This is a genomic window from Mucilaginibacter gossypii (genome assembly GCF_017569325.2).
GTDB classification, from domain to species: Bacteria; Bacteroidota; Bacteroidia; order Sphingobacteriales; family Sphingobacteriaceae; genus Mucilaginibacter; species Mucilaginibacter gossypii.
This window is the reverse complement of the sequence record NZ_CP071878.2, coordinates 4,086,552-4,110,768: the sequence shown is the minus strand read 5'-3', so window position 1 is coordinate 4,110,768 and position 24,217 is coordinate 4,086,552. Positions and strand designations below refer to the sequence as shown.

The 24,217-nt window shown below is 43.8% G+C and carries 17 protein-coding genes; 11 read left to right on the top strand and 6 right to left on the bottom strand.

All coding sequences use genetic code 11. The annotated features are described in order from the left end of the window. Positions 1–140 precede the first annotated feature (140 nt). From J3L18_RS17175 to J3L18_RS17150, 6 genes are all read left to right on the top strand, one after another. Complete coding sequence (locus J3L18_RS17175; protein ID WP_129568493.1) at positions 141–536, top strand: DUF4783 domain-containing protein; 396 nt, start codon at positions 141–143, stop codon at positions 534–536. 168 nt (positions 537–704) lie between these two features. Beyond that, on the top strand, positions 705–1,550 hold the full coding sequence (gene nadC, locus J3L18_RS17170; RefSeq protein ID WP_129568494.1) for a carboxylating nicotinate-nucleotide diphosphorylase: 846 nt from the start codon (positions 705–707) through the stop codon (positions 1,548–1,550). Positions 1,551–1,653: 103 nt separating this feature from the next. Continuing rightward, on the top strand, positions 1,654–2,307 hold the full coding sequence (gene plsY, locus J3L18_RS17165) for a glycerol-3-phosphate 1-O-acyltransferase PlsY (protein WP_090531854.1): 654 nt from the start codon (positions 1,654–1,656) through the stop codon (positions 2,305–2,307). Positions 2,308–2,312: 5 nt separating this feature from the next. After that, a complete protein-coding gene (locus tag J3L18_RS17160) occupies positions 2,313–3,116 on the top strand; it encodes a M48 family metallopeptidase (RefSeq protein WP_091172486.1) in 804 nt (267 codons plus the stop codon). 47 nt (positions 3,117–3,163) lie between these two features. Then, positions 3,164–3,895, top strand: coding sequence for a YqjF family protein (locus J3L18_RS17155; protein ID WP_129568495.1), 732 nt, complete (start codon positions 3,164–3,166; stop codon positions 3,893–3,895). 290 nt (positions 3,896–4,185) lie between these two features. Beyond that, the gene (locus J3L18_RS17150) at positions 4,186–4,983 is read left to right on the top strand and encodes a DUF3050 domain-containing protein (protein WP_091172478.1); all 798 of its coding nucleotides are present in this window, start codon (positions 4,186–4,188) and stop codon (positions 4,981–4,983) included. An 83-nt stretch (positions 4,984–5,066) separates the two neighbouring features. Here J3L18_RS17150 and J3L18_RS17145 read toward each other — a convergent pair whose 3' ends face one another. The 6 genes from J3L18_RS17145 to J3L18_RS17120 form a co-directional block, all read right to left on the bottom strand. Continuing rightward, positions 5,067–5,861, bottom strand: a complete 795-nt coding sequence (locus J3L18_RS17145) for an FHA domain-containing protein (RefSeq protein ID WP_091172475.1) — start codon at positions 5,859–5,861, stop codon at positions 5,067–5,069. Positions 5,862–5,885: 24 nt separating this feature from the next. Beyond that, a complete protein-coding gene (locus J3L18_RS17140) occupies positions 5,886–9,962 on the bottom strand; it encodes an FtsW/RodA/SpoVE family cell cycle protein (protein WP_091172471.1) in 4,077 nt (1,358 codons plus the stop codon). A 3-nt stretch (positions 9,963–9,965) separates the two neighbouring features. Beyond that, complete coding sequence (locus J3L18_RS17135; protein ID WP_129568496.1) at positions 9,966–11,399, bottom strand: protein phosphatase 2C domain-containing protein; 1,434 nt, start codon at positions 11,397–11,399, stop codon at positions 9,966–9,968. 90 nt (positions 11,400–11,489) lie between these two features. Continuing rightward, complete coding sequence (locus J3L18_RS17130) at positions 11,490–12,455, bottom strand: hypothetical protein (protein ID WP_129568497.1); 966 nt, start codon at positions 12,453–12,455, stop codon at positions 11,490–11,492. Between the two features lie 18 nt (positions 12,456–12,473). After that, complete coding sequence (locus J3L18_RS17125; RefSeq protein WP_091172460.1) at positions 12,474–13,901, bottom strand: serine/threonine protein kinase; 1,428 nt, start codon at positions 13,899–13,901, stop codon at positions 12,474–12,476. Positions 13,902–14,150: 249 nt separating this feature from the next. Beyond that, a complete protein-coding gene (locus tag J3L18_RS17120) occupies positions 14,151–16,463 on the bottom strand; it encodes a glycoside hydrolase family 20 protein (protein ID WP_129568498.1) in 2,313 nt (770 codons plus the stop codon). Positions 16,464–16,644: 181 nt separating this feature from the next. Between J3L18_RS17120 and J3L18_RS17115 the strand changes: the two genes are divergently transcribed. The 5 genes from J3L18_RS17115 (at position 16,645) to J3L18_RS17095 (ending at position 24,213) form a co-directional block, all read left to right on the top strand. After that, positions 16,645–17,580: a ring-cleaving dioxygenase gene (locus tag J3L18_RS17115; protein ID WP_091172453.1), complete on the top strand. Its 936-nt coding sequence runs from the start codon at positions 16,645–16,647 to the stop codon at positions 17,578–17,580. A gap of 8 nt (positions 17,581–17,588) precedes the next feature. Beyond that, on the top strand, positions 17,589–18,212 hold the full coding sequence (locus J3L18_RS17110) for an alpha/beta hydrolase (protein WP_129568499.1): 624 nt from the start codon (positions 17,589–17,591) through the stop codon (positions 18,210–18,212). Between the two features lie 274 nt (positions 18,213–18,486). After that, positions 18,487–19,071: an RNA polymerase sigma-70 factor gene (locus J3L18_RS17105; protein ID WP_090531831.1), complete on the top strand. Its 585-nt coding sequence runs from the start codon at positions 18,487–18,489 to the stop codon at positions 19,069–19,071. Positions 19,072–19,433: 362 nt separating this feature from the next. Next, positions 19,434–20,594: a FecR family protein gene (locus J3L18_RS17100; protein ID WP_129568500.1), complete on the top strand. Its 1,161-nt coding sequence runs from the start codon at positions 19,434–19,436 to the stop codon at positions 20,592–20,594. A gap of 268 nt (positions 20,595–20,862) precedes the next feature. Next, positions 20,863–24,213 carry a TonB-dependent receptor gene (locus J3L18_RS17095; protein WP_189549106.1) on the top strand — a complete coding sequence of 1,117 codons (3,351 nt, stop codon included), beginning with the start codon at positions 20,863–20,865 and terminating at the stop codon, positions 24,211–24,213. The last annotated feature ends 4 nt before the right edge of the window (positions 24,214–24,217 follow it).

Below are 24,217 nucleotides of genomic sequence, written 5' to 3'. Positions count from 1 at the left end.
CAGCCTGAAATAAAACTTAAATTATACTGTTAGTGTTTATTATACAGTTTTAATGAACACAGCTTTTTAGTTTATTAAAAAACGAGTAAACACTTAACCGCTCTTTGTAACTTTAGCACCCATTAGTACGTTATTATTGTATGAAATTAATATACCTGCCGTCGTTTATTTTTTTACTGCTGCTCCCATATGTCTCATCGGCAGATGCTATAGATAACGTGGCCAATCTTTTAAAAACAGGTAATACCAAAGAGCTTTCCAAGCTATTTGCCAATAATGTTGAGATCACCATTATGGAAGACGAGAATGTTTACTCGCAAAACCAGGCTACAGTTATACTGGATAAGTTCTTCGCCCGGAATAAGCCTAAAAGTATTAAGCTGTTACATAAAATAAATTCGGGGGGTAATTATCATTTTGGTGTTTATATTTTGAATACAGATAAGGGCGAATTTCGGGTTGCAATCACCCTTAAAGACACGGGTAAAGGTACTAACGTTGTTGAGCTGAAGATTGAGGATGAAAAGGTGAAATGACGTAGTTCATGGACCATAGTTAATGGTTCATAGCACTTGTTTGGGGCTGAACCGTTTTCATAGTCAGAGATTTGCCATGAACCATGAACAATGAACCATTATCTTTACCGTAATCAATCCCCTCCATTTAAAAATTGTTGTTACTTTTGACACTCAAAAAGTACACAATTGGATAAAGAACTAATACACCAGTTTATAAATAATGCTTTAAGTGAGGATGTGGGCGATGGCGATCATACCTCGCTTTCAACCATCCCGGCCGACGCTACCGGTAAAGCAAAACTTTTAGTTAAGGACGAAGGAATACTGGCCGGTGTTGAGCTGGCTGCCGAAATATTTCATGTGGTTGATCCAAACCTTAAACTTAACCTGTTTTTGCAGGACGGAGCCCCGGTTAAATATAACGACATAGCTTTTGAGGTTGAGGGTAATTCGCGCAGTATTTTGACCGCCGAGCGTTTGGTACTAAATTGTATGCAACGTATGTCGGGAATTGCTACAAAAACCCAGCAGATAGTTGATTTGCTGAAAGGGACTAATACTAAAGTTTTAGATACCCGTAAAACTACTCCGGGGCTTCGTTATCTCGAAAAATGGGCGGTACGCATAGGCGGAGGCGTAAACCACAGGTTTGGTTTGTACGATATGATCCTGATCAAGGATAACCATGTAGACTATGCCGGTGGAATAAGACAAGCTATTGAAAGCGCTAATCAATATTTAACCGATAGTGGAAAAAAACTTGCCATTGAAATTGAGGTACGTAATCTTGATGAACTGGAGCAGGTTTTACAAACCGGCCGGGTTAACCGCATACTGCTTGATAATTTCAATTTTGATGACCTGCGGCAGGCTGTTGGTATAATACAGGGGCGTTATATTACCGAAGCTTCTGGAGGTATCACCATTGATAATATACGTGAATATGCCGATTGTGGGGTCGATTATATTTCTGTCGGGGCGCTTACTCATTCGGTTAAAAGCCTTGACCTTAGCCTGAAAGCCGTAAAATAGGGTAATTAAAATATCAAATAACACATTGTTAAACAAAGTTTAGTGGTAAAAGCGCTGTGATTAAAACGCTTTTACCGCTTCAATTTTGTAATATTGCAGGAGAATGATAACCGTTTACTCTGTTACAGCACTTATAATGGCTTATCTGTGCGGCTCAATACCTACGGCTGTTTGGATTGGTATGGCTTTTTACAATGTGGATGTACGCGAGTACGGAAGCGGTAATGCAGGTGCTACAAATACTTTTCGTGTGCTTGGTAAAAAGGCGGGCATCCCCGTGATGCTGCTTGATATATTTAAAGGCTGGGCAGCAACAAACTTCGCTTATTTCATTGGTGCATCTGCTACAGGTGCCATCAATTCAACCGCATACACTAATTATGAACTGGCCTTAGGCATAGCGGCAGTTATGGGCCACCTGTTCCCTATTTTTGCAGGTTTCAGAGGCGGCAAGGGCGTAGCAACTTTGTTTGGAATGATTTTGGCTATACATTTTCATGCTGCTTTATTATGTATAGTGGTTTTTATAACGGTGTTACTGATCTCAAAATATGTGTCGCTTAGCTCAATTGCAGCTGCCTTTACTTACCCTATAGGCGTTACATTTGTTTTTCCGACACCTATACGGTCTATAGTAATTTATGGCATGTGTATTTGCGTACTTGTGCTGGTAACCCACCAAAAAAACATTGAACGTTTAATAAGAGGCAAAGAATCGAAAGTTAATTTTTTTAAGAAGAAAACAACAGCTGCCTAATCACCATGAAAAAGTTTAAACCTTTATTAGTCCTGATAGCCATCATGGCTGTCTTTTCCTGTTCAACTGTGCCGCTAACCGGCCGTAAACAATTAAGCCTGGTTGGCGATGCCGAAGTGAACCAGTCGGCAGCGGCAAGCTATAAGCAACTGCTTTCCGACCCTAAAACTAAAGTGGTGGCCAGCGGTGCCGATGCGCAACGTGTTAAAACCATTGGTAACAGACTGGCTGTAGCCATTGAAAAATACCTCAAAGAAAACGGTTATGGCGATCAGTATAGCTTTAATTGGGAGTTTAACCTGATCCAGAGCAGTGAAGTTAACGCATGGTGTATGCCTGGCGGTAAAGTTGCGGTTTACAGCGGGTTATTACCTGTAGCCAATACCGATGCCTATCTTGCTGTAGTTATGGGCCATGAAATTGGGCATGCCATTGCCCGCCACTCGGCCGAACGGATCTCGCAGGAGATGTTGGTACAAGGGGGCGGACAATTGGTAGGAGCGGCGACAAGCCAGCAGTCGCAGGCTACACAAACCGCCATAAGTACTTTATATGGTGTTGGAAGCCAGCTGAAATTGTTGGCGTATTCCCGTAAACAGGAATCAGAAGCCGACCGTTTAGGTTTAACTTTTATGGCTATGGCCGGTTATGACCCGCACAATGCCATTGCCTTTTGGCAACGTATGGCAGCCCAAAACAAAGGTGGGGCACCGCCTGAATTTTTAAGCACTCACCCTGCCGATGCTACGCGTATTGCCGATATCCAGAACCTCATACCCGAGGCTATGAAATACTATAAAAAATATTAATCATTTTAGTAGGTCCCGCTCGTAAAAAAGGCGGGATTTTTCTTTTTATGGCTAAAAGCGAATTTTTAAAAGCCCATTGGAAAAACCTTGTAATGCTCAATTACGAGGTTGATGCGGCAATATTAAAACCTTATACGCCGGCAGGCACGGTGCTTGACCTGTGGGAAGGAAAAGCGCTGGTAAGTATGGTTGGTTTCATGTTTTCGGATACCCGGGTACTGGGTATTAAATGGCCCTGGCATGTAAACTTTGAAGAAGTTAACCTGCGATTTTACGTGCGATACTTTAATGGTACCGAATGGAAGCGCGGCGCTGTTTTTATAAGCGAAATAGTACCGAAAAGCATGATAGTGCTTATTGCCAACAATCTTTACAAAGAGCATTACCGTGCCCTGCTTATGCGTAGTTCTATCACTTCAGCTGCAGATAATCACACCCAATTTTTATATGAGTGGAAGCTAAACGGCCGCTGGAATAAACTTGGTGCCACCGCGAGTAATGAGTTAGTAAATATTAAAGCCGGTAGCGCAGAAGAATTCATTTTGGAACATTACTGGGGATATAATAGCTTAAGCCCCATAAAAACCATGGAGTACCAGGTTGAGCATGTTTCATGGCAAACGGGTTTGGTGCGCGAGTATGTTTTTGATGCTGATGTTGCCGCACTCTATGGTGAAGCAGTTAGGCCGTTTTTGGAAAAAGAGCCGGTTTCTGCTTTTTATGCGGTCGGGTCGGATATCGTGGTGCGAATGGGGGAGAAGATAGTGGTGGGGAAGTAAAGAGTTATGTGAAAAGGAGTGATGCTTCGAGTCTTTATGGTAAACTTATGGAAGTGAATTATTAAGCATAATGATCTGCCCCTCTGGGGCAGCCTTTCAATTTCTTAAATTTAAGTTAATGATATCGCTTGTAGCAGTAATCTGATCCGTTCCGAGTTAGCAGTGCTTTAAATCCTTATTAAAGCAACTATAATTAAAGAATCCCCCATCACCCCGTCGTCAAAAAAAATAATCAGTTCATTAATAATCACGTTGTTTGCTATTTTTGCCACCCATACAATTTTTGATACATGGCAAATTACAACAACCGCATTGCACAGTTAAAAATCGAGATCCATCCTTTACGCGATCAGCTTATCAGTCACGAGCTTTATAAAAATATTACATCGCTTGATGAGCTTACCGTTTTTATGGAGCATCATGTGTTTGCTGTTTGGGATTTTATGTCGTTGTTAAAAGCTTTGCAGCAAAAGCTTACCTGCACTGTTACCCCTTGGATGCCTACAGGCAATGCCAATACCCGTTACCTCATCAATGAAATTGTTGCCGGCGAGGAAAGCGATATCGATGAGCAGGGAAACCGTGCAAGCCATTTCGAACTTTATCTGCGTGCCATGCAGCAGGCCGGCAGCCAAGCTGAAGGGATCAACAATCTGTTTAACGAATTAAACTTCGGTAAGCATATTGATGAAGCGCTGATCATTGCCAATATTCCTGTTGCCGCCCGCAATTTTGTGCAGCACACATTTGACGTTATCGATACCAATAAAGATCATCTGCAAGCTGCAGTATTCACTTTTGGCCGCGAAGATTTGATTCCGGATATGTTTGTAAGCATAGTAAAAGAGCTGAGCCAACAATTGCCGGGTAAGGTTGATATATTGTTATACTATCTTGAGCGCCATATAGAAGTTGACGGCGACCATCATTCCCAACTGGCCTATCAAATGACTGCCGAACTTTGCGGCGATGATGACAGCAAATGGGCCGACGCGACTGTTGCTGTTAAAGAAGCATTACAGGCGCGCATTGCACTTTGGGATGGGATTTTGGAAGCGATTAAAGTACAGGAAATAAGTTCCCTTTAACCATATGCCGGTAGGAAGGTCATTTTGACAGAGCATGGTTAGGGATTTTCTTTCGCTTCCTAACGCTCGTCCTTTTCTTAGCTCTATCGGTTTGCTATCGTAGTATATAAAAATACCGCCGATTCTCCCAATATTACCTGGTCGCCTTCACTTAGGGGATGGCCAATTTGAGTGGAATTGAGTTTGATCATCTTACCATCAGCCGCAATATGGATCTTGGTTTTATTGCGCGGAGGTACGCCGCCTTCATCAGCAAAGATCATGAAGCGCTCGCTTTCGCCGTCCCATTCAATATGGGCATGCTGCCTGCTGATGTATTTATTACTTTCGTCCCTGCTCTCTCCCGGAAAAACAAATTGATTTAGCCTGAACGATCCATTTTCGGTAACAGACTTTTTATCCCTCCCAATGTAAAGTTTGGGGTCTGTTGCTTTAATCAGGTATTCTTCTTTTTCGGCCTCACCACTCAGGATGCGTAAATAGGCTGTAAAGGAAGCTGCATTGTGTGCAACCTGCTTGCGGGTATTCATGATAAAGGCTGCATCCAGGTCGGGAATCCTTTTCGCTTCCGCCGGGAGCTCATCGGTGAACTCAACATCCAGCGTCCAGTCAGAAGGTAAATTGATGTCAAAATCGTCGGCTATTTTTTGAACCTCGTTTTTGAACAGCGCTTTATCATGTACATAAACCGCACCCTCATAAATAGGCTTGTCCTCAGCATCGGCAACTATAAAAAGCTTCAGCTCTTTAATATGGCCGCCTTCTCCACCTTCTATCTTTTGTAACGATTCTTTAATGAAACGTAATATAGCTTCACGTAAGCTTTTTACATCCCAGGGTTGTTTTTCGCCGCTTCTTTTAAATAAACTAAATGCCATTTGCTCTTCCTTTCTGCTTAAACACTATTCTTCGGTAGTGGTTTCCGTTTCCATGCTTTTTATATAACCTTTTTTCAGCAGGAAAGGGATCACATGATTGCCGGCCAGGTGTACCGCGTCTGATGATCCGCGGGTTGATTCTATCCGGATACAAACCACCATATAGCCACTGCCTTTTTCTTTTGGTGCAAAGAAAACATACCAGCCATCGTTAACGCTCTGGTTCCTTACAATACGTTCCGGCGTACCGGTTTTGCCCGCTACCTTGATGCCTAATATAGGCGTTTTAGGCGCACTTTGCTCAATCATATATTGTTTTAACAAAGCAGCATAACGCGGATCTTCGGCCAGCTTGATACCGCTTTTTACAGCCACTGTTGAATCGGCAATTTTTAGCGCGTACCTGTTGGGCAGTAACATACCGTCATTAGCCACACCTGATACCAGCCTCGCTACCGCCGCAGGGGTAGCAATCAGCTCGCCCTGCCCCCAGGCCATACCCGAAATACCTTTAGCCCTTGTTTTATGGATATTGTTAGGATCGTACCGTGGTTTGGTATTAAATTCGGTTTTACGCCATAAGGTGCGCCATTTATCTTCCTGGGTGGCGTTCAATACCGGTTTATTATAATAGTAACCGCCTACACCATGTAAAAACATCCCTGTTTTAAGGTAAAGCGTTGCCATGTACTCTTCCAGGTGTTCCTGGTTGGCCAGTTTAATAAAATATACGTTGTTTGATTTGGCAATGGCGCGCTCCATGGTGATCATCCCGGTTTCGTCGGGCTCGATGCCCTTGGTACGGATCCGCTCCTGGGTGCTTACATGATATTGTATTGCAGATGCAGCGATGCCTAATTTATTAAATGCTGACATCGCCGTTAAAACTTTAGCCGTTGAACCGGGCTGACTGGCATAGGTAAAACCCAGATCGGTAGTGGTTAACCAGGTAGCCAGTTTATTCTGATCGGCCAGTGGCATAGTCAGCTGGTCCCAGTTATGCACAGGAGGCAGCGGGTATTGTGCCGATGTAAGCACATCGCCGGTGTTGGATTCCATGATAACTACCGAAACCCTGTTATCATACAGTGAAGTATCGGAAGCGATAGATTGCTGAATACTGGTTTGCAGATCGGCATCCATCGTAAGCTTTACATCGCGGTTTTTGTTTTTGAAAGCTTCTACCTCCGGGCCGTTGATATCACTTACAAGGAGATTGGCTAAAGCGCTGTAGTCTTTTTTAGCTACGGTCATTTCTTTCATTCCGCGGGGCAGGAACCGGTCTTCCTGGTAACGTGATGCCTTCACATTATAATTGGTGATAGGCATATGAAACCCGCGAAGTTCGGCGGCATGCTCATACTCGGCAAAATAACCGTTGGTGCTGCCATTAAATACCCCGGTGTTTTGATCGCCCGTCCAAAAAAACGTTTGCTCTTCAAAAGGATAAAACCTATCCAGGCGCTTATGCATAGCCGAATCCAGGTCATAATGCAGCATGCCCGAAGCGCTTAATTTGTTCTTTTGTTTTTCGATAAGTTCGGGTTTGCTGGTAGCCAGGATAAGGCCGTTACGGTCATATATAGTACCGGCCTGCAACCTGTTCATCAATATAGCGATACGCGGGTTATAACTAAACATCCGCAGACCGCTTTTATCGGCAACCAAAGCAGGCTTTACAACCCATTGCTTATTATCTGTTGTATAGCGCGATACATTCACCACCAATAATACCACCCCGGCAAGCGCGGCTGCCAATGCAGGTACCAGGTTTTTATCCTGCTGTTTGGTGATATAGTCCATTTGCACTGCTGTGCCCCTTACTGATGAGACCGACAGCAGGAAGCCCGCAGCCAGCAGATTTATTACCAATGATGAGCCGCCATAACTTTCAAAAGGAAGGGAAACGCCGGATAATGGCAATGCCCCGATAGAGCCGCCCGCAATCAGCAAAAACTGCACAAAGGTACATACCCCGATACCTGCACTTAGGTAAAACAGCAGGGGCATCCCGGTTTGCCTGCCTATGATGATGGAGCGGTGCAGGTACAACAAAAACAAGATGAACACCGCGGCCATGCCGGCCCAGCCAAACTCTTCGCCGATTGATGGCAATATCATATCGGTATGTGCTTCGGGGATAGTTTTGGCAAAGCCCTGCCCAACACCTTGTCCGCTTACCCCTCCACTGGCCATGGCCCAAAGTCCGTTAGCTACCTGGTCGCCGCCGTAAACTTCATTATTCCAGGCGTCCTGCCAAATAGCCTTACGCTCAACCAGTCGTTCCACCGGACCGGGGATAATTTTATCGAGCCCCGGAATTTTATCGATGGTTAAAAAAGCAGTGATCACCACGAGCGCCATAATGGCCGATTCACTCAATCTCCTCCGCCTGAAAAATACTACGCTCCCAAGCGAAAAAAATGTGATGCCTGCGCTAAGCCATATATTATCAAAAAACCAGGTAGTGAGCACAAATAGCACCACAAAGCCCGCCATATACAGGAAATCGCCCCGTGAAAAAGAGAACAGGATAATGAATGTAAAACAGATCACCATGGCCGGGCCCAGATCGCCTAAAACCAAAAACAGCAGCAGGGTTATTATTGTGGCGATAAGTGCAAAAGAAAAGAACGACCAACGCTTGCTCCAGCTGGCGTATTGACTGATGAATTTTTCGTTGGTGGCAAAAAATCCGGCAAGAAAAATAACAATGAGGTATTTTACAATTTCGCTTGGCTGAAAACCCAGCAGGTTAACTTTTACACCGCTACCCTCGGGGCCGGTACCAAACAAGATGGTGGAAAACAGGATGCCCATGGCAACAATAGCCCAGGGCCAGCCGTTGGCAGCGCTCCTGCTCCATTTAAAAACAAGCAACCGGTAAAAGCCCGAGTCGGGGTTAAGACGGCGAAGGTTAAATAGCTGAATGATGCAGATCCCGGCCATGCCGATGCCCAAATAAACAAGCGTATCTTTAGCCAGGAACCTATCGCGCAGCGGGTCTTGCAGGCTTAAAAGCGTAAGGAACGAGATACCGGTAAGCATCATGATCAGGGGTAAAATGATCTGATCGGCATCGGGGTACCGGGCGCTTAGTAACAGGTGTACAATGATAAAACCGGCAAAAAAACTGCCAGCTATGATCCAGTACCACATATTAAACTCCTCCTGGTAGCGCACGATAAAGGCACCCTCTTTTTTCAGGATGTTAAAGTCGCGGGTAGAGAGCAGCTTGATGCTATGGGGTGCCTGGCTAAATTTAAAACTTACATCTTTGTCCAGCTCGTCAACGCCCTGCGAGCGGCCAAACTCAAAGCCGGGCTGCATGGGCAATACCGAAAATGCTTTACCGGTTGGCAATTTGGCAAATACAAAGCGCCCTTGCTCATCGGTACGGGCAAAAGCTGTTAGTGACTGCAGTACCTTCTTTTTCTGATCGTTAAGTACATACAGTTTTTTGTATGATGAGGCATTTTCTGAAAAAGATGTTTTTGCTCCCGTTTCTTCATCACTGAAGATACTGTCGCGGGGCAAAATCATGGTGAGCTTTACCAGTACACCGGGCACTGGTTCGCCTTTGTGAGCTATTATACCTTTAATGCTGTATTCGCCAAGGTTGAGATCGGTTTGAGCGCCCAAAGCAGGAGGATTTTTCAATTCCTGCTCAAAGCGGATGGAATCATCGCCGGTATAGCCTAAAAGTGTGCGGGAGGTAAGTACGCGTTTCTTGAAAGTTTCACCGCCTTTTTCAAAGGCCTCGTCGGCATTTACGTAGTATTTGCGTTTGTTAAGCTCGCCGGTATTATCTACCAGGTCGCCGGTTGTTTTACGCGATGCTATTACCGATTCAATGTAATCAACATCCCTGGGATCATCGAAATAATAACCTTTTTTAAGCAGCGCCTTTACGTTTTGAGCAGTATTGGGCGAGTTAAGGTTTACGATGGTACCGTCCTTCAGGCGCTTATCAACATCAGTGAACTTAAGTTGCAATACGCCGAAAAGCTTCACAAATAAAACGGCCAGCAATATGCCTGTAAGCAACAGGAACAGCCGTTCCATTCTCCTGCCGGGTACTTTGGGATTTTCCTGGGCCATTTATCAGTGGGTAGCTTTAGTTGGAACAGAATCAGTTTTGAACATGCTGCCAAACAACCTGCCCGAGATGTATTTTTTATTAGGGAACATGTACAATGCCTGGACCGGTGTTAAGCAGTTATTGAACTGCACATTTTTTAGCACCAGGGCATCGTTGTGTGTTACGATAGCCGTACCAAAGCCGTCAAAAGCAACGCTATCCAATACTACATATTTACAATTAGCAGCCAGCGCGATAGCCGGGCCCGAATAGGTAGAATCTTTTTTAAATACGACGGCACCCTTTATTTTAATATACAGGCTATCCTTATTGATATGCAGCGTATCGCTCAGCACAATAGGCTGCTGAAAATCAGCTGCCGAAAGTAACAGCGTATGGCCTTTTAATTTGTTAATAGTATCCTGAAGCTTGAGCTCCACCGCATTTTTAATATGCTGAGCTACCAACGTATCTGTTTTTTTAGGAATAGCAGCCTGATCTGCATTCTTTTTAAACTGCCAGATAAATCCACCTAAAAAAATAAAGCAAAGCAGGGTAAGTATAGCCACTGTGCCGCCATTGCCTTTGGTTTTTACCACAGGATCAGGCTCTTCCTGCCTTTTTACCGGGGCGGGCGCAATCGCTTCCGGCTGTTCGGCAGCTTTTACAGCAGCCACCACTGGTTTCGTGGCACTGTGTTGCTTGCGCTCCTTATCGTTATGTACCAGTACCACGGTCACATTATCTTTACCCCCACGGTTATTGGCTGCATCAATCAGTTTTTTACCTTTTTCGGGCAGGTTATCGCTGCTGGTAAGGATATTGGTGATCTTGCTTTTATCAACCAGGTCGGTTAAGCCGTCGCTGCAAATGAGCAGGATATCGCCCGGCAAAAAGGGCGAGTTACCAGTCTCTACAAAGTCGGGATCCTGGCCTATCTGCCCGGCAAAGCCAAGGGCTTTATTAATTTCATTGCGCTTGGGATGGTCCATGGCCGCTTCCTCGGTCAGCCGGCCCGAATCTTCCAGGAAGCCTACAAAAGAGTGATCTTTCGAGATCTTGATCAGCGAATAATCGCGCAGCAGGTACAGGCGTGTGTCCCCAACGTGGGCATAATAAAATTTATTGTTGATCATATCAACCACGGCCAGCGTAAGCACACAGGCCATGTTTTCAAGATCTTTGTTCTGTACTTTTTCGTCGTAGATCCGCTGGTTGGCAATAGTAAACGTATTTACCAATAGCGGTACAATATCGCCGGCTATATATTGCAATTGCTCCAGGATGGTGGCGCGGGCAATTTCGGCAGCTATTTCGCCCCCGGCATAACCGCCAACCCCATCAACCACACAGGCAATGATAAAATTACCATCACCAGATTTTTCGGCAATAAAAACGTCCTCGTTATTTTGCCTTTGCCTACCGGTATCTGTTATCCCGAAAAAATTATTTGCCATGGTTTTAACTGGATTTTTTTATGTCGATAAAATGAGCTACCAATAACAGCACACATATTGCCAGCAGCCCTATTGATAATACCTGTGACATTATGGTTCGGGTTTGAATATGTTAATACCTACTATGCCATTGAGCAGGATCCTGGAGTTGAACGGCAGCTCAACCCATTGCGGCGAGTTCACGTCGCTTCCGGCCACTTCCAGCTCATTGATCAGCGTGCGCTCGCCAAAAGAAGCCATGTAAAACTTACCATCGGCTTTATTTAGCCTGATGCGCAGGTGCGGGGTGTTCACCCATTCAGACGGTACCTTAAACACGGCCTGCTCGTCCCTTTCCTCATCACTGCCCGATACAACAATATCATCATCCTTGATCAGGTACTCCACCTTGCGGCCAACAAACTGCTTATCGGGCATAATGGTTTCCAGCCGGGCCAGCACCTTGGTTCCGGGCTTAACTACATCTTTTTCGTTGTGCTGCAGGTCATTAGCATAAGGCAATTCGTAATAACCCTCGCTGTAATATGTAAAGCCTTTTAAAACCTCATTGCTAATATCCAGCGTTTGGGCAACACCCGTTTGGCGTGGAATGAAGGTAACCCGCAGGTTCTCCTCTTTTTTAGCGCTTGTGCCGGGCAGCAGTTTACCTATAAAACCCTTATCGCCGCGTTTATAGTCCGGGTGCGATACCAGCCTGAATACCCATTTTGAGCTTGAAGGTTCCACCTTTTTGCCTACTTCCTGGTGTTCGCGCAGCAGCTCATAAAACTTCTTTACCGATTCATTAACGATAATGCCGAACAAGCCAGAGCGGTTATTTACAAAATCCTGGTAATCTTCCTCGTTAAAGCTGATGATAAATTCATGGTAAAAAACAATCCTGTCGGCAAAGGAAAGCTGATTGATCGATTCCTTGAATTTTTCGATGATGTATAAATACACATCATCGGGCGTTAGCGCTTTTATTTTTACAGCCTCTTCGTTTACTGGTTTGCCGTTTGGTAAAAACCAGTCCTGAAGGCCTATCCGTTTCCAAAATGTTGATTTAGGTTCCATTCTGTATATGCTAAATCATTAAAAGTTTAAATTAGAGGTATCCGCTTTTTTCACACTATCGCGATAAAACTGCGTATCTTCCTTTTGTTGTTTTGCCCGTTGTATGTTACGCAATATCGAATCGGCGGTTGAATCAACTTCAGGCGGAATATTGCTCTCATCTTTGTAATCACTGGTCTTAAGCTGCTGTACAGAGTCTTTTTTTTGGGGTAGGATAATTTTATTACTTGCGGCCGAGTCGGTTGCTTTTTTTGAAGGCTTAAACAGCCTGCTAACCACCCCATTATAAATACGCCCGCCAAACTTATCCATCACCACTGCCGAAAACACGGTGAAACCGCAAAGCAATATCATGAACAAAACAAAAATTGGCTTTGACATGCGTACGACTTTGTTATCAGCAGGTGCATCGCTGATTACCTGTGCCGGTTGCTTGTTCTCGTTTTCCTGGTAATATAAAACGAGGCCTTGCAGGCGTTCATTTTCCTTTAATAAAACTTCGGTGTTCCACGATTCATCAGGATTAGTTTTACTAATGGCTCCTATGCTACCCTGCATCAAAGCTTCCTGCAATTCAATGCCGTTGGCATACCGGTTATTGATGTCTTTTTGCAGGCATTTAGCCACAATCTGTAATAACCAGGCCGGAACCTGCATCTGCATTTCTTTTTTCTCGTCCGACCAGCTTTCGGGCAGGTTTTTGCGGCGCAGCTCCATTACATCAGGCATCTCCGACTCCATGTGGGCCAGCATCACGGCGTTGCGTGCTGTTTCGCCATTATCTTTTAGCGGGAAAGGCACCTGCCCGCCAATCAATTCATACAGGATGATGCCGTAGCTGTACACATCTGTTTGGAAATACATCAGGCCTTCATTTTGCTCGGGTGCCATAAATTCAATGGCGCCCGCATGACGGATACTGGTACGGCGCTGATCATCAGACATGGCCGAAAGACCAAAGTCAAGCAGCACGTAGTTTCCGGTATGTACGTTGAACTTTACATTATTGCTTTTGATGTCGCCGTGCTTTACCGAAACTTTGTGACAGTGCGATAACGCGTTTGCCAGCTGATCGGCCAGCTTGATGATCTCTTTAATGCTGAAGATAGCCTCATGGGGTGGTTTCAGCAGGTCTTCCAGATCGGGGCCATCAATATATTCCATTTCGATAAACGGGAACGAACCACTTTCGGTAATGCCCGAATTAAGGATCTTAACCACATTTGGGTTAGGCTCTTCGTTTACCTTTTTTAGTTTTTCGACCTCGTTCTGGAAATTGCGAAAATTTTTATCGTCGGTGCTTTCGGTGTGAATAGGAGTGGGCAGGAGTTTTACCGCTGTGATAATAGGCCCATAGCGGCGACCTTTATAAACAGAGCCCTGACCGCCCGTTCGTAAAGCCCCCATGTTTTCCAAACCTTCGGTAATAGTAAATACTTTGCTCATTGAGTTACACTTGGGGAATGAGTATTCGTGACAAATATTAAAAACTTTTTACTCAACATAACGCAGGCATTAGTGTTTGGTATAAAAATATAAAAAAATAACCGCTGATTTGGGTGATTTCGTTGATTGCGCTGATTAACAATTCTGTCTGAACCCGAATTTATTGAATTAAAAGAATGGACAGAATGCTCAGCAAATTCAATAAATTCCCTTAATTCAATAAATTCGAGTTCAGACGACCATAGTTCATTAATTCACAATTATCTCATCCACCATTAACCATGCCTTTGCCCCGGGAATATACCCACCAGGGGGAATAATGCCCTTGTTAGTTGCTTTAACCCTGATATATCTTGCCTGCTGTGTTTTGATGTTTGCCCTTACAGCGTTGATGCCGTTATCCGGGAAATCAGTCTGGCGGTAAACTTCGGTATAATTGCTTCCATCTGTTGATACCTCAAAGGTAAGCAGCGTTGGCTCCCACATTTTTTGCCAATGGTATTTTAGGATGTTGATACCCAGTTTTGATATGCTTTGCTCGTTTCCAAGGTCAACTACCGCTTCAAGGTCATCGCCACTGAAACCATACCATTGCCCGTCATTATAAAGCTTGCTGCCGAAGATGCCGTTCACTAAACCAAAGGTATTGCCCGGATTAAACCCTCCCTGCGGCTGGTTTTTAAGCGTTACCGTTTTGCCAATGGCTTTATGAATGCTAAATGATTTTTCATAGGTTCGGCCCTGCTGCCTGCCATTATTAAAAACAGCTGCTTTAATAATGCCTGATGATGCTATTGTAATTGCACCTGTGTAACCTTGGCTGTTTAAGCCCGGCTCAGTACCATCTGTTGTATAAAATATTTTAGCGCCGGGTAAAGTTGTTTGGAGATTTAACGCTACCTGATGATTAGCTGTTTCGATTACAGAATCGGTGATCTCGTCAAATACATCAGCCGCGTTTATATTTAGCTTTTCAAGCAAATGCTGCTGGTACCTCAGCCGTTTCAAAAAATCCGGATAGCTTTTATTTTTCTTCGAACTCCAGGCAACTTCGGCCAATGCCAGCATTCGCGGGAACAATTGCCGCTCGGCCTGTGCGGGGCTGGCCATGTATTCGCTCCAGGCATTGGCTTGTACGCCTTTGATATATTTTGCTTCCTCGCCGCTTAATTCATTAGTTATTGGTTCGTAATTATAGACCTTGCTTAATGGCGTGTAACCGCCGCCGGCTAATGGCTCGGCCGGGTAGAGGGACTGGTAGTAATCCAGGTATACATATTTTTCGGGCGTCATGATGGCATCATGATGCTGTTTGGCGGCGGCTATTCCACCCTCTTCGCCAGTCCAGCTCATTACGGTTGCACCAGGGGTAAGCCCGCCTTCCAGGATCTCGTCCCAGCCTATGATCTGCCGGCCTTTACTGTTCAGGTATTTTTCCATGCGGCCGATGAAATAACTTTGCAGTTCCTTCTCATCTTTCAGGTGTTCCTCCTTAATGCGCTGCTGGCATTTGGGGCAGACCTTCCATTTGGTTTTAGGGCATTCATCACCGCCGATGTGAATATATTTTGAAGGGAACAAGGGCAGTACCTCATTCATCACATTTTGTAAAAAGGTAAACGTTTCGTCATTGCCGGCGCAATACACATCATCAAAAATGCCCCAATAGGTAGCGGTTTTATACGGCCCGCCGGTGCAGCCCAATTGCGGATAAGCGGCCAGCGCCGCCAATGCATGGCCCGGCATTTCAATTTCCGGTATTACGGTAATGTGCCTTTGGGTGGCATACTTTACAATTTCCTTAACCTCATCCTGGGTATAATAACCGCCATAGCGTTTACCATCAAACCTGTGCGGACTATCCTTTTTGTGGCCAATGATGGTTTCATCGCGGTAAGCCGAAATGCTTTGCAGTAAAGGATATTTTTTTATTTCGATGCGCCAGCCCTGGTCATCAGTTAAATGCCAGTGGAAGGTGTTGATTTTGTATAATGCCAACAGGTCTATCCATTTTTTGATAGCTTCTGGCTTGAAAAAATGACGGCTTACATCAAGGTGCATTCCGCGATACGCAAAACGGGGATAATCGGTAACAGTGTAACCTTTAACCGTTATTTTACTTTTATCGATATCTAACAATTGAATAAGCGATTGTAAGCCATAAAAAACACCGGCTTCATCATGCCCGGTGATGATTATTTGATGAGGTTTAACCATCAAGGTATACCCTTCGGGCTGGCTAATGCTTTTTGGATCGAGCTGAAGCCACAAATTTGATGTAGCCTTTTTGTGATTTACAAAAGGCTCGGTTTCATGGATATCTCTTGCCAAATTTATGTAATGCCTAAAAAAAGTGACATTACTTGCTTTAATACCAGGACCTAAACCGATGACAAACTCCCGGGGAAACGTATAGTTTATATTGTCACTTTTTATTTTGACCGGCTGAGGTATGACACCCTGTTTATAGATCTGAGCTTTACCCGGCAAAGCAAATGCAACACACAAAACAAAAGCAACAGTTTTTATGGGTCTGGAGAAGAATAAGTTATAACTGATCATCAATGTAAATGTAAAACCGAATATACTTTTTTTGCCGAAAGGCGGATAATGAAATCGTTTAATAATAAAAAAACACTCCCCCGTTTTTCTTATCCTACATCAAGTGCCGCCGGCGATTTTGACCGTAATTTTGAATCATAATAACACAGCAAGTATTAAAATATTTAAAACAAGGAAAACAATGGAAAACACTATAAACGGCATTCACCACATCACTGCAATTGCAGGCAATGCCAAAAAAAACTATGATTTTTATACTCGTGTATTGGGCTTAAGGTTAGTTAAAAAAACTGTAAACTTTGATGATCCTGGTACCTATCACTTATATTATGGCGATGGCAATGGTACTCCCGGCTCCATCCTTACTTTCTTCCCCTGGGAAGGTATCACAGCAGGTCGCCGGGGCGCAAGGCAGGTAACTGAAATTGGTTATTCGGTACCTGAAGGTAGTTTGGATTTCTGGTTGAAAAGGTTTGAAGACAACAATGTGATCTACAACAAACCGGCCGAAAAATTTGGTGAGCAGTATCTTACTTTCCTTGATCCTGATGGTTTGAAATTTGAGCTTATCGTTCCTAAAAAAGCCGATAACCGCACACCATGGGAAACTGCCGAAGTAACTGCTGCCAATGCAACCAAAGGTTTTCACAGCATTACCATTACATCAAATAAAATTGAGGCTACAGCCAAAATATTAACCGGTGTATTAGGCTATCGCTTACTGGAACAACATGTTAACCGCTACAGGTTTATTACCGATGCTGTCGACAATGCAGCTATAGTTGATTTGGTGGAAGTTCCGGGAGAAGTTGCCGGTCATGTAGCAGGTGGTTCTGTTCACCACGTAGCATTCCGTGTACCAAACGAAAAAGTATTGATGGAATATCGTGAAAAGATAGCCAACCTTGGCTTGCATATCACCGACAAAATAGACAGAAACTATTTCTACTCATTATACTTCCGCGAACCAGGTGGTGTTTTGTTTGAGATAGCAACCGACAACCCAGGCTTCGCGGTTGATGAACCAGCCGAATTATTGGGCACAGGTTTAAAATTACCTGCACAGTATGAAAACCTGCGCGGCGAGTTGGAAAAAACATTACCATCATTAGTTTAATCAAACAGATGTACAGGCACACAAAACAGGTTGTTTCGGCGGGAGTTCCCGCCGAACAGGCCAAAAAAGCCATCATTATGCTGCATGGCCGCGGCGCATCGGCAAGCAGCATGATCTCACTTAAAGATCATCTCGAATTAGATGGTTACGCTATCTATGCGCCACAGGCCAATCAACATAGCTGGTATCCCTACAGTTTTATGGCCCCGGTGCAAAATAATCAACCGGCACTTGATTCGGCCCTTGAAGTGATTGACGAACTGGTTGAGGACCTCAGGCAAAAAGGAATAGCAAAGGAAAATATCTATTTCCTTGGTTTTTCGCAGGGCGCATGTTTAACGCTTGAATATACCGGCCGAAATGCCGGCAGGTACGGCGGGATTATCGCTTTCACCGGCGGATTGATAGGAGAGGAATTGGTTAAGGGAAACTATAAAGGCGATTTTAACAATACCCTGGTACTGGTCACCACCGGCGACCCCGACCCGCATGTACCGGTTAGCAGGGTTAATGACAGTGTTGAAATATTAAAAGAATTAAATGCAGATGTAACCCTCAAAATATATAAAGGCCGCCAGCATACTATTTCCCTTGAAGAAATTGTGTTGGCAAACGAAATACTGAAGAATTGATTGTTTTCAAAGTTGAGTGTTTAAGAGTGGAGAGCTGCCCGGAGGGGCGGCTCTCTTTTTTTGCCGGATAGCATTGACCAACCTGTATAATAAATAAGTTATGCCTATGCTTTTGATAACCTTTGGGTTATTTTATATTAATAACCGGTAGTTTGAAATGATGGTTAAGTGATTCATAATTAGCGTATAAGCTTATTTTTACTTTTTAAATATATTAAATTAATATTTAAGTAATTTTAGCCTTTGTTTCCCGGACGAACTTAATTAGTAAACTATGCCCGACAAAATTGTGATGAGCGATATGCAGCTCATTAGCCGGTTAAAGGCTGATGATGAAGCGGCGCTTACCATGATTTACAGGAGATATTGGGCTTCACTTTTTAAAGCGGCTTATAATATCTTAAAAGACAGGCAGGCATGCGAGGATATTATCCAGGAACTGTTTATTAAGCTTTGGGATTGCCGGGCCGAAGTGGAGATCAATATATCGCTTAAAGCCTATCTGTATGCATCGGTACGTTACGGGGTTTACAGGCAAATCCGCACAGGTACGCCCGTAAGAAGCGAGATTTTTGACGATCTGATTGAGCGCCTGCACACCCCAGCTACCCACAACACCATTGAGCACAAAGAACTGCTACTGCAAATAAACCAGGTGATTGATACCCTGCCCGAAAAATGCCGGGAAGTTTACAAACTGAGCCGCGAAGAATGCCTTAGTCATAAGGAAATAGCCCTGCAGCTAAATATATCCACTAAAACCGTCGAAAATCATTTAACCAAAGCGCTTCGCCAGTTGCGCGGCTCGTTAGGCTCCGCTTTTATCCTGGAAGCGTTGATGTTTTTTTTAGATAAATAGCATCAAATGAAATCTTAGCTATTTAAAAATGTAAGATATTTATTGCCGTTGGTTTTAACCAACGGTGAAATAATTCGAAAAGTCTGGCTTTAGCCCAATTATGCAGGTGGGTTTAGGCTAAAGCCCTCTTTATCGCTATTTAATATTCCGTTGGTTAAAACCAACGGCAATGAAAATTCTATTGAGTGATTAGATATTCTGATTGTTTTTAAACAGCTTTTTGCTGGATTTTTTTGGGGGAATAATTGATTTTTCGGCTAACATTCGTTTGTTAAAGCTTATTCATAAAATATTTTAATTTTTTTTCATTTCGACGTAGGGGATACCCCCGTTTTTTTACTCTCCTTATCAAAACCACATTTGTGCAAAAGGAAGAATTTTTACAACTGATAGATAAATACCTGGCCGGGCAGGCAACTGCTGCGGACAAGGAACAGTTGTTGAATTTTTTTGAAAGCTTTCAGGGTGATACCGACGAATGGGACGAAATAGTGCTTGGTGTAAAGCAGGAACTGGAAGACCGCATGTTAACTAATATCAGGCAGGCGATAGCCGAGCCGGCATTTAACGCGCAGCCCCGGGTTATAAAGCTGCACTTTTTCAGAAATGTGGCCGCCGCAGCTATCATATTGCTGCTATCGGGTACTGCTGTTTATCATTGGTGTATTAAAAATGAACAGCAAAAACTGGTGGCTCAAAACAAAGCAATTGTAAAGCATGACGTTGAGCCTGGCGATAACAGGGCTGTTTTAACCCTTGCCAATGGCTCCAAATTGATACTCGATTCGGCTAAGATCGGCTTGCTGAATCAATCGGGTAACACCAGTATTAATAAAACGCAGGATGGGCAGGTGGTTTACACCGCAGATAAGGACCAACAGCAAAATGGCCCGGTTGCCTATAACACCATTAGCACCCCTAGGGGCGGCCAGTACCGGGTAGTGCTTCCTGATGGTTCAAAGGTTTGGCTTAATTCGGCCTCATCTTTAAAATTCCCTACGGCATTCACTGGCAATGAACGGGATGTTGAACTCACCGGTGAAGGATATTTTGAAGTGGCCAAAAATAAAGCGAAGCCTTTTAATGTAAGGGTTAAAGACATTAAAGTGGCCGTACTTGGTACGCATTTTAATATTATGGCCTATAATGATGAGGCCGCTGTTAAAACCACCCTTCTTGAAGGATCAGTGAAATTAACACAGGGTAATATAAGTAATTTACTAAAGCCCGGTCAGCAGGGCATTATAAATGATAAAAACATTAAAATTATTGATGTTGATACCGACGAGGCGGTGGCCTGGAAAAATGGCTTCTTTGACTTTGAGCGGGCAAACATACAAGATATTATGAAGCAGCTTTCGAGGTGGTATGGTACCGAAGTAATATACGAAGGTAAAATACCTGATGATGAGTTTGTAGGTAAGATCAGCAGGGATGTAAAACTATCGCAGGTATTGCACATCCTTGAATTAAGCCACGTGCGTTTTAGGATTGAGAACAAAAAAATAATTGTTACGCCTTAAATACCGGCAGCTGATTTTTAACTGCTAAACCCAAACTATGAAGAAACACTGACGATATAATCTCAAAATATTCCAACCTAAGCTCCCCTTATCTAAATCAAAGAAAAGCCGGAAGCGCTGCAACGCTTCCGGCATAATGAATTGGATCAAGCTTTCCTGAGTTTTCAATAACAGATTTTTTTAACCCAAACATCACGAAGTTATGCATTTAAACTTTACTGGTAAAGTATTTAGTGCCTTTGGTACACATTCAAAACTGTTTTTGACGATGAGATTAACCGTCTTATTACTAACTCTCGGCTGCCTGCAGCTAAGTGCTAAAAGTTTTTCACAATCCATAACCCTGAATGCGAGGGGGATAGCACTTGATAAAGCTTTTAAAGCAATTGAAAAGCAAAGCGGCTATTATTTCTTTTACAGGTATAAAGATATTTCAAAAACCAAACCGGTTAATCTTTCACTAACTAACGCTTCATTACAGGAGGCGCTGCAGCAATGCTTTAAGGATGAGCCTCTAACGTATGTTATTGATGATAAAAATATCATTGTAAATAAAAAGAAAACGCCCGATGTAAGCACTGCCCAGGTACCCATAACCATAAGCGGTATTGTGGTAGATGATAAAAATCAGCCGTTACCGGGTGTTAATGTTAAAGTAAAAGGCACCAATGTTGGTGCCATAACCGGGGTGGACGGTAAGTATTCCCTAAATGCCGAAGATAATGCAGTTTTGGTATTTACATTTATCGGTTTTCAAACCAAAGAAGAACCGGTTAATAAAAGAACAACTATCAACGTTGTTTTAAGTGAAGATAACAAGGAATTAAAGGAGGTAGTTGTTGTAGGTTACGGCAACCAGGAGCGTAAGGATGTAACGGGTGCTGTTGGTTCGGTAAAAATGGGCAATATCAAAGAGATCAAAACAGCGAGTCTTGATTTGAAACTGGCCGGCCAGCTTGCGGGCGTAACCGTAAACCAGGTAACCGGTACTCCGGGTGGTGGTGTTTCTGTAAATATACGCGGCGCCGGTTCAGTGGGTGCCGGTGATGATCCTTTATATGTAATTGATGGTTTCCCCATTTCTCCGGGGTTTGATCAATATCAAAATCCTTTAAGTACCATCAATCCCGACGATATAGAAAATATCAGTGTATTGAAAGACGCTGCTTCTACAGCTATTTACGGTTCGCGAGGGTCAAACGGTGTTATTTTGGTCACTACCAGGAGGGCGAAAAAAGGCGAGTCGTCAGTAACGGTAAATACTTCAACAGGTGTTCAAACCATATTGCCCAAAAGCAAATTAAAAATGATGACCGCCGAACAATACGCGCAGTGGCGTATTGAAGCTTTGCAGGATCTGGATAAAGTGAACGGAGTGCCGTTCAGCATGGACCAGGTGCCTGAGGCGTTCAGGAATCCAAAAGCACTTGGCAAAGGTACTGATTGGTATGATGCAGTTACCCGTAATGCGCCTATGCAAAATTATGATGTTACTGTTTCAAATGGTACCGATAAAGTACGCTCTTTGTTTTCATTGGGATATTTTGATCAGCAAGGTACGGTGCTTAACACCGGATTCAGGAGATATTCGGTAAAAGTCAATATGGATGCCGATCTGTTTAAAAATGTTACGGCCGGTCTTAGCATCGCTCCAACTTACAGCCAGCGTAAATTACAACAAACAGACGGGCATTTTGACCAGGCTGTATTAAGCCAGGCCTATCTTGAAAGCCCGCTTACGCCGGTGAAACAGCCCGACGGTTCATATACCAATGTGGTAGGTTCGGAGGGAAACGGGAATATCGCAGGCACAGCACTTAACGCCAATCCGGTAAGTGAGCTGGTTAATACCACTAATAAGTATTCACAATTCCGTACGTTGGCTAATACATACGTTAACTGGGAAATAATTAAAGGCTTAGATGTAAAATCTACTTTTGGTATTGATTATCAGAATAGCAATGGCGATTACTTTCGCCCGTCGTTTTTAGGAAGCTTCCGCATTCCCAATAAGGACGGAAACCAGGTTAAAGCTATAGGATCATTTAATTCGTCTAATTCCTTCAACTGGCTTAGCGAAAACTCCGTAACCTACAAAAAAACGTGGGGCAGTCATACATTAACTGTTTTGGGCGACTATTCAATACAGCAGGAAACCAGTCACTATCGTTTAACCTATGGCACCGGTTTTCCCGACGATGTAGTCCGTTCGGTAAGGGCCGCTACCATTATCACAGCTAATGCCGGTGACGAGGAATGGAGGCTATTATCGCTGATTGGCAGGGTGAACTATGCATATAAGGATAAGTATTTATTAAGCGCCTCCATACGCCGCGACGGATCGTCAAGGTTTGCACCGCGGCACCGGTGGGGAACTTTCCCTTCAGTATCGGGCGGCTGGCGGATCTCTGACGAATCATTCTTCCCAAAAACAAATGTGATCGATCAGCTGAAATTCACAGCCAGCTACGGTCACGCGGGTAATAACAGCGTGGGTAACTACGACTATGTAGCCGCTGTAGACGAAACCAATTATACTTTTGGCGGAGCACTGGCTCCCGGAAAGTCAATTACGGATCTCGGTAATGCTGAAGTTGGCTGGGAAACAACCAAACAGTTTGATGTAGGCATGGACCTTTCGTTATTTAAAGGCCGGGTTTACTTAATTGCCGAGTATTATAACCGCTTTACCGAACGGTTACTGCAATATATACCCGTGCCGATAGCCTCGGGCTACGGATACGCGTTATCAAATGTTGGCAACGTGCGTAACCGCGGCTTTGAGTTTACGGTAACCACCAAAAACATAGTTAGCAAAGCTTTTAACTGGAGTACAGATTTTAATATATCGTTAAATCGTAATAAGGTTATAAGCCTTGGCCCTACACCTCAAATCTATGACGCGCCCCGGAATGACAACCCAACCAGTATTACACTGGTAGGGTTGCCGCTTGGGCAGTTTTACGGATATATTTTTGAAGGTATATTCCAAAGCCAGGCCGAACTTGACAAATACCCGCATTTTGAAGGTGAAAATGTTGGCAATATCAGGTATAAGGATGTTAATAATGACGGTGTTATTGATGGTAAAGACCAGGTACCTATTGGCAACCCCTGGCCTAAATTTGCATTTGGTTTTAACAACCACTTCAGTTACAAACAATTTGACCTGAACATTATCTCGGCCGGCTCGGTAGGGGGGCATGTGTTTGATATGTACAAACAGTTTACAACCAATTTGGATGGTATTTTTAATGTTGAGCAAAGTGTTATAAACCGCTGGAGATCACCGGAGCAGCCGGGGGCCGGCATATTGCCTACTACTACTTCAAACACTGGCCTTGCCCGCGATTTTTATCCCTCATATTGGGTAGAGAGCAACTCGTATTTAATGGTGAAGAATATTGATCTCGGTTACAATTTCAAAACAAAATTCAGCAAAAACTTCAGGGTATACTTCAGCGCTCAAAATGCCATCCTGATTACAGGTTATAAAGGAGGCAGCCCCGAGGTCGGCATTGAGGGGCAACAGGGTAACCGTTCGTTATCACCCAATGTGAATTTTACAGGCTATCCTGTTTCGGCAATTTACACATTAGGTTGTAACGTGACATTTTAGTGGA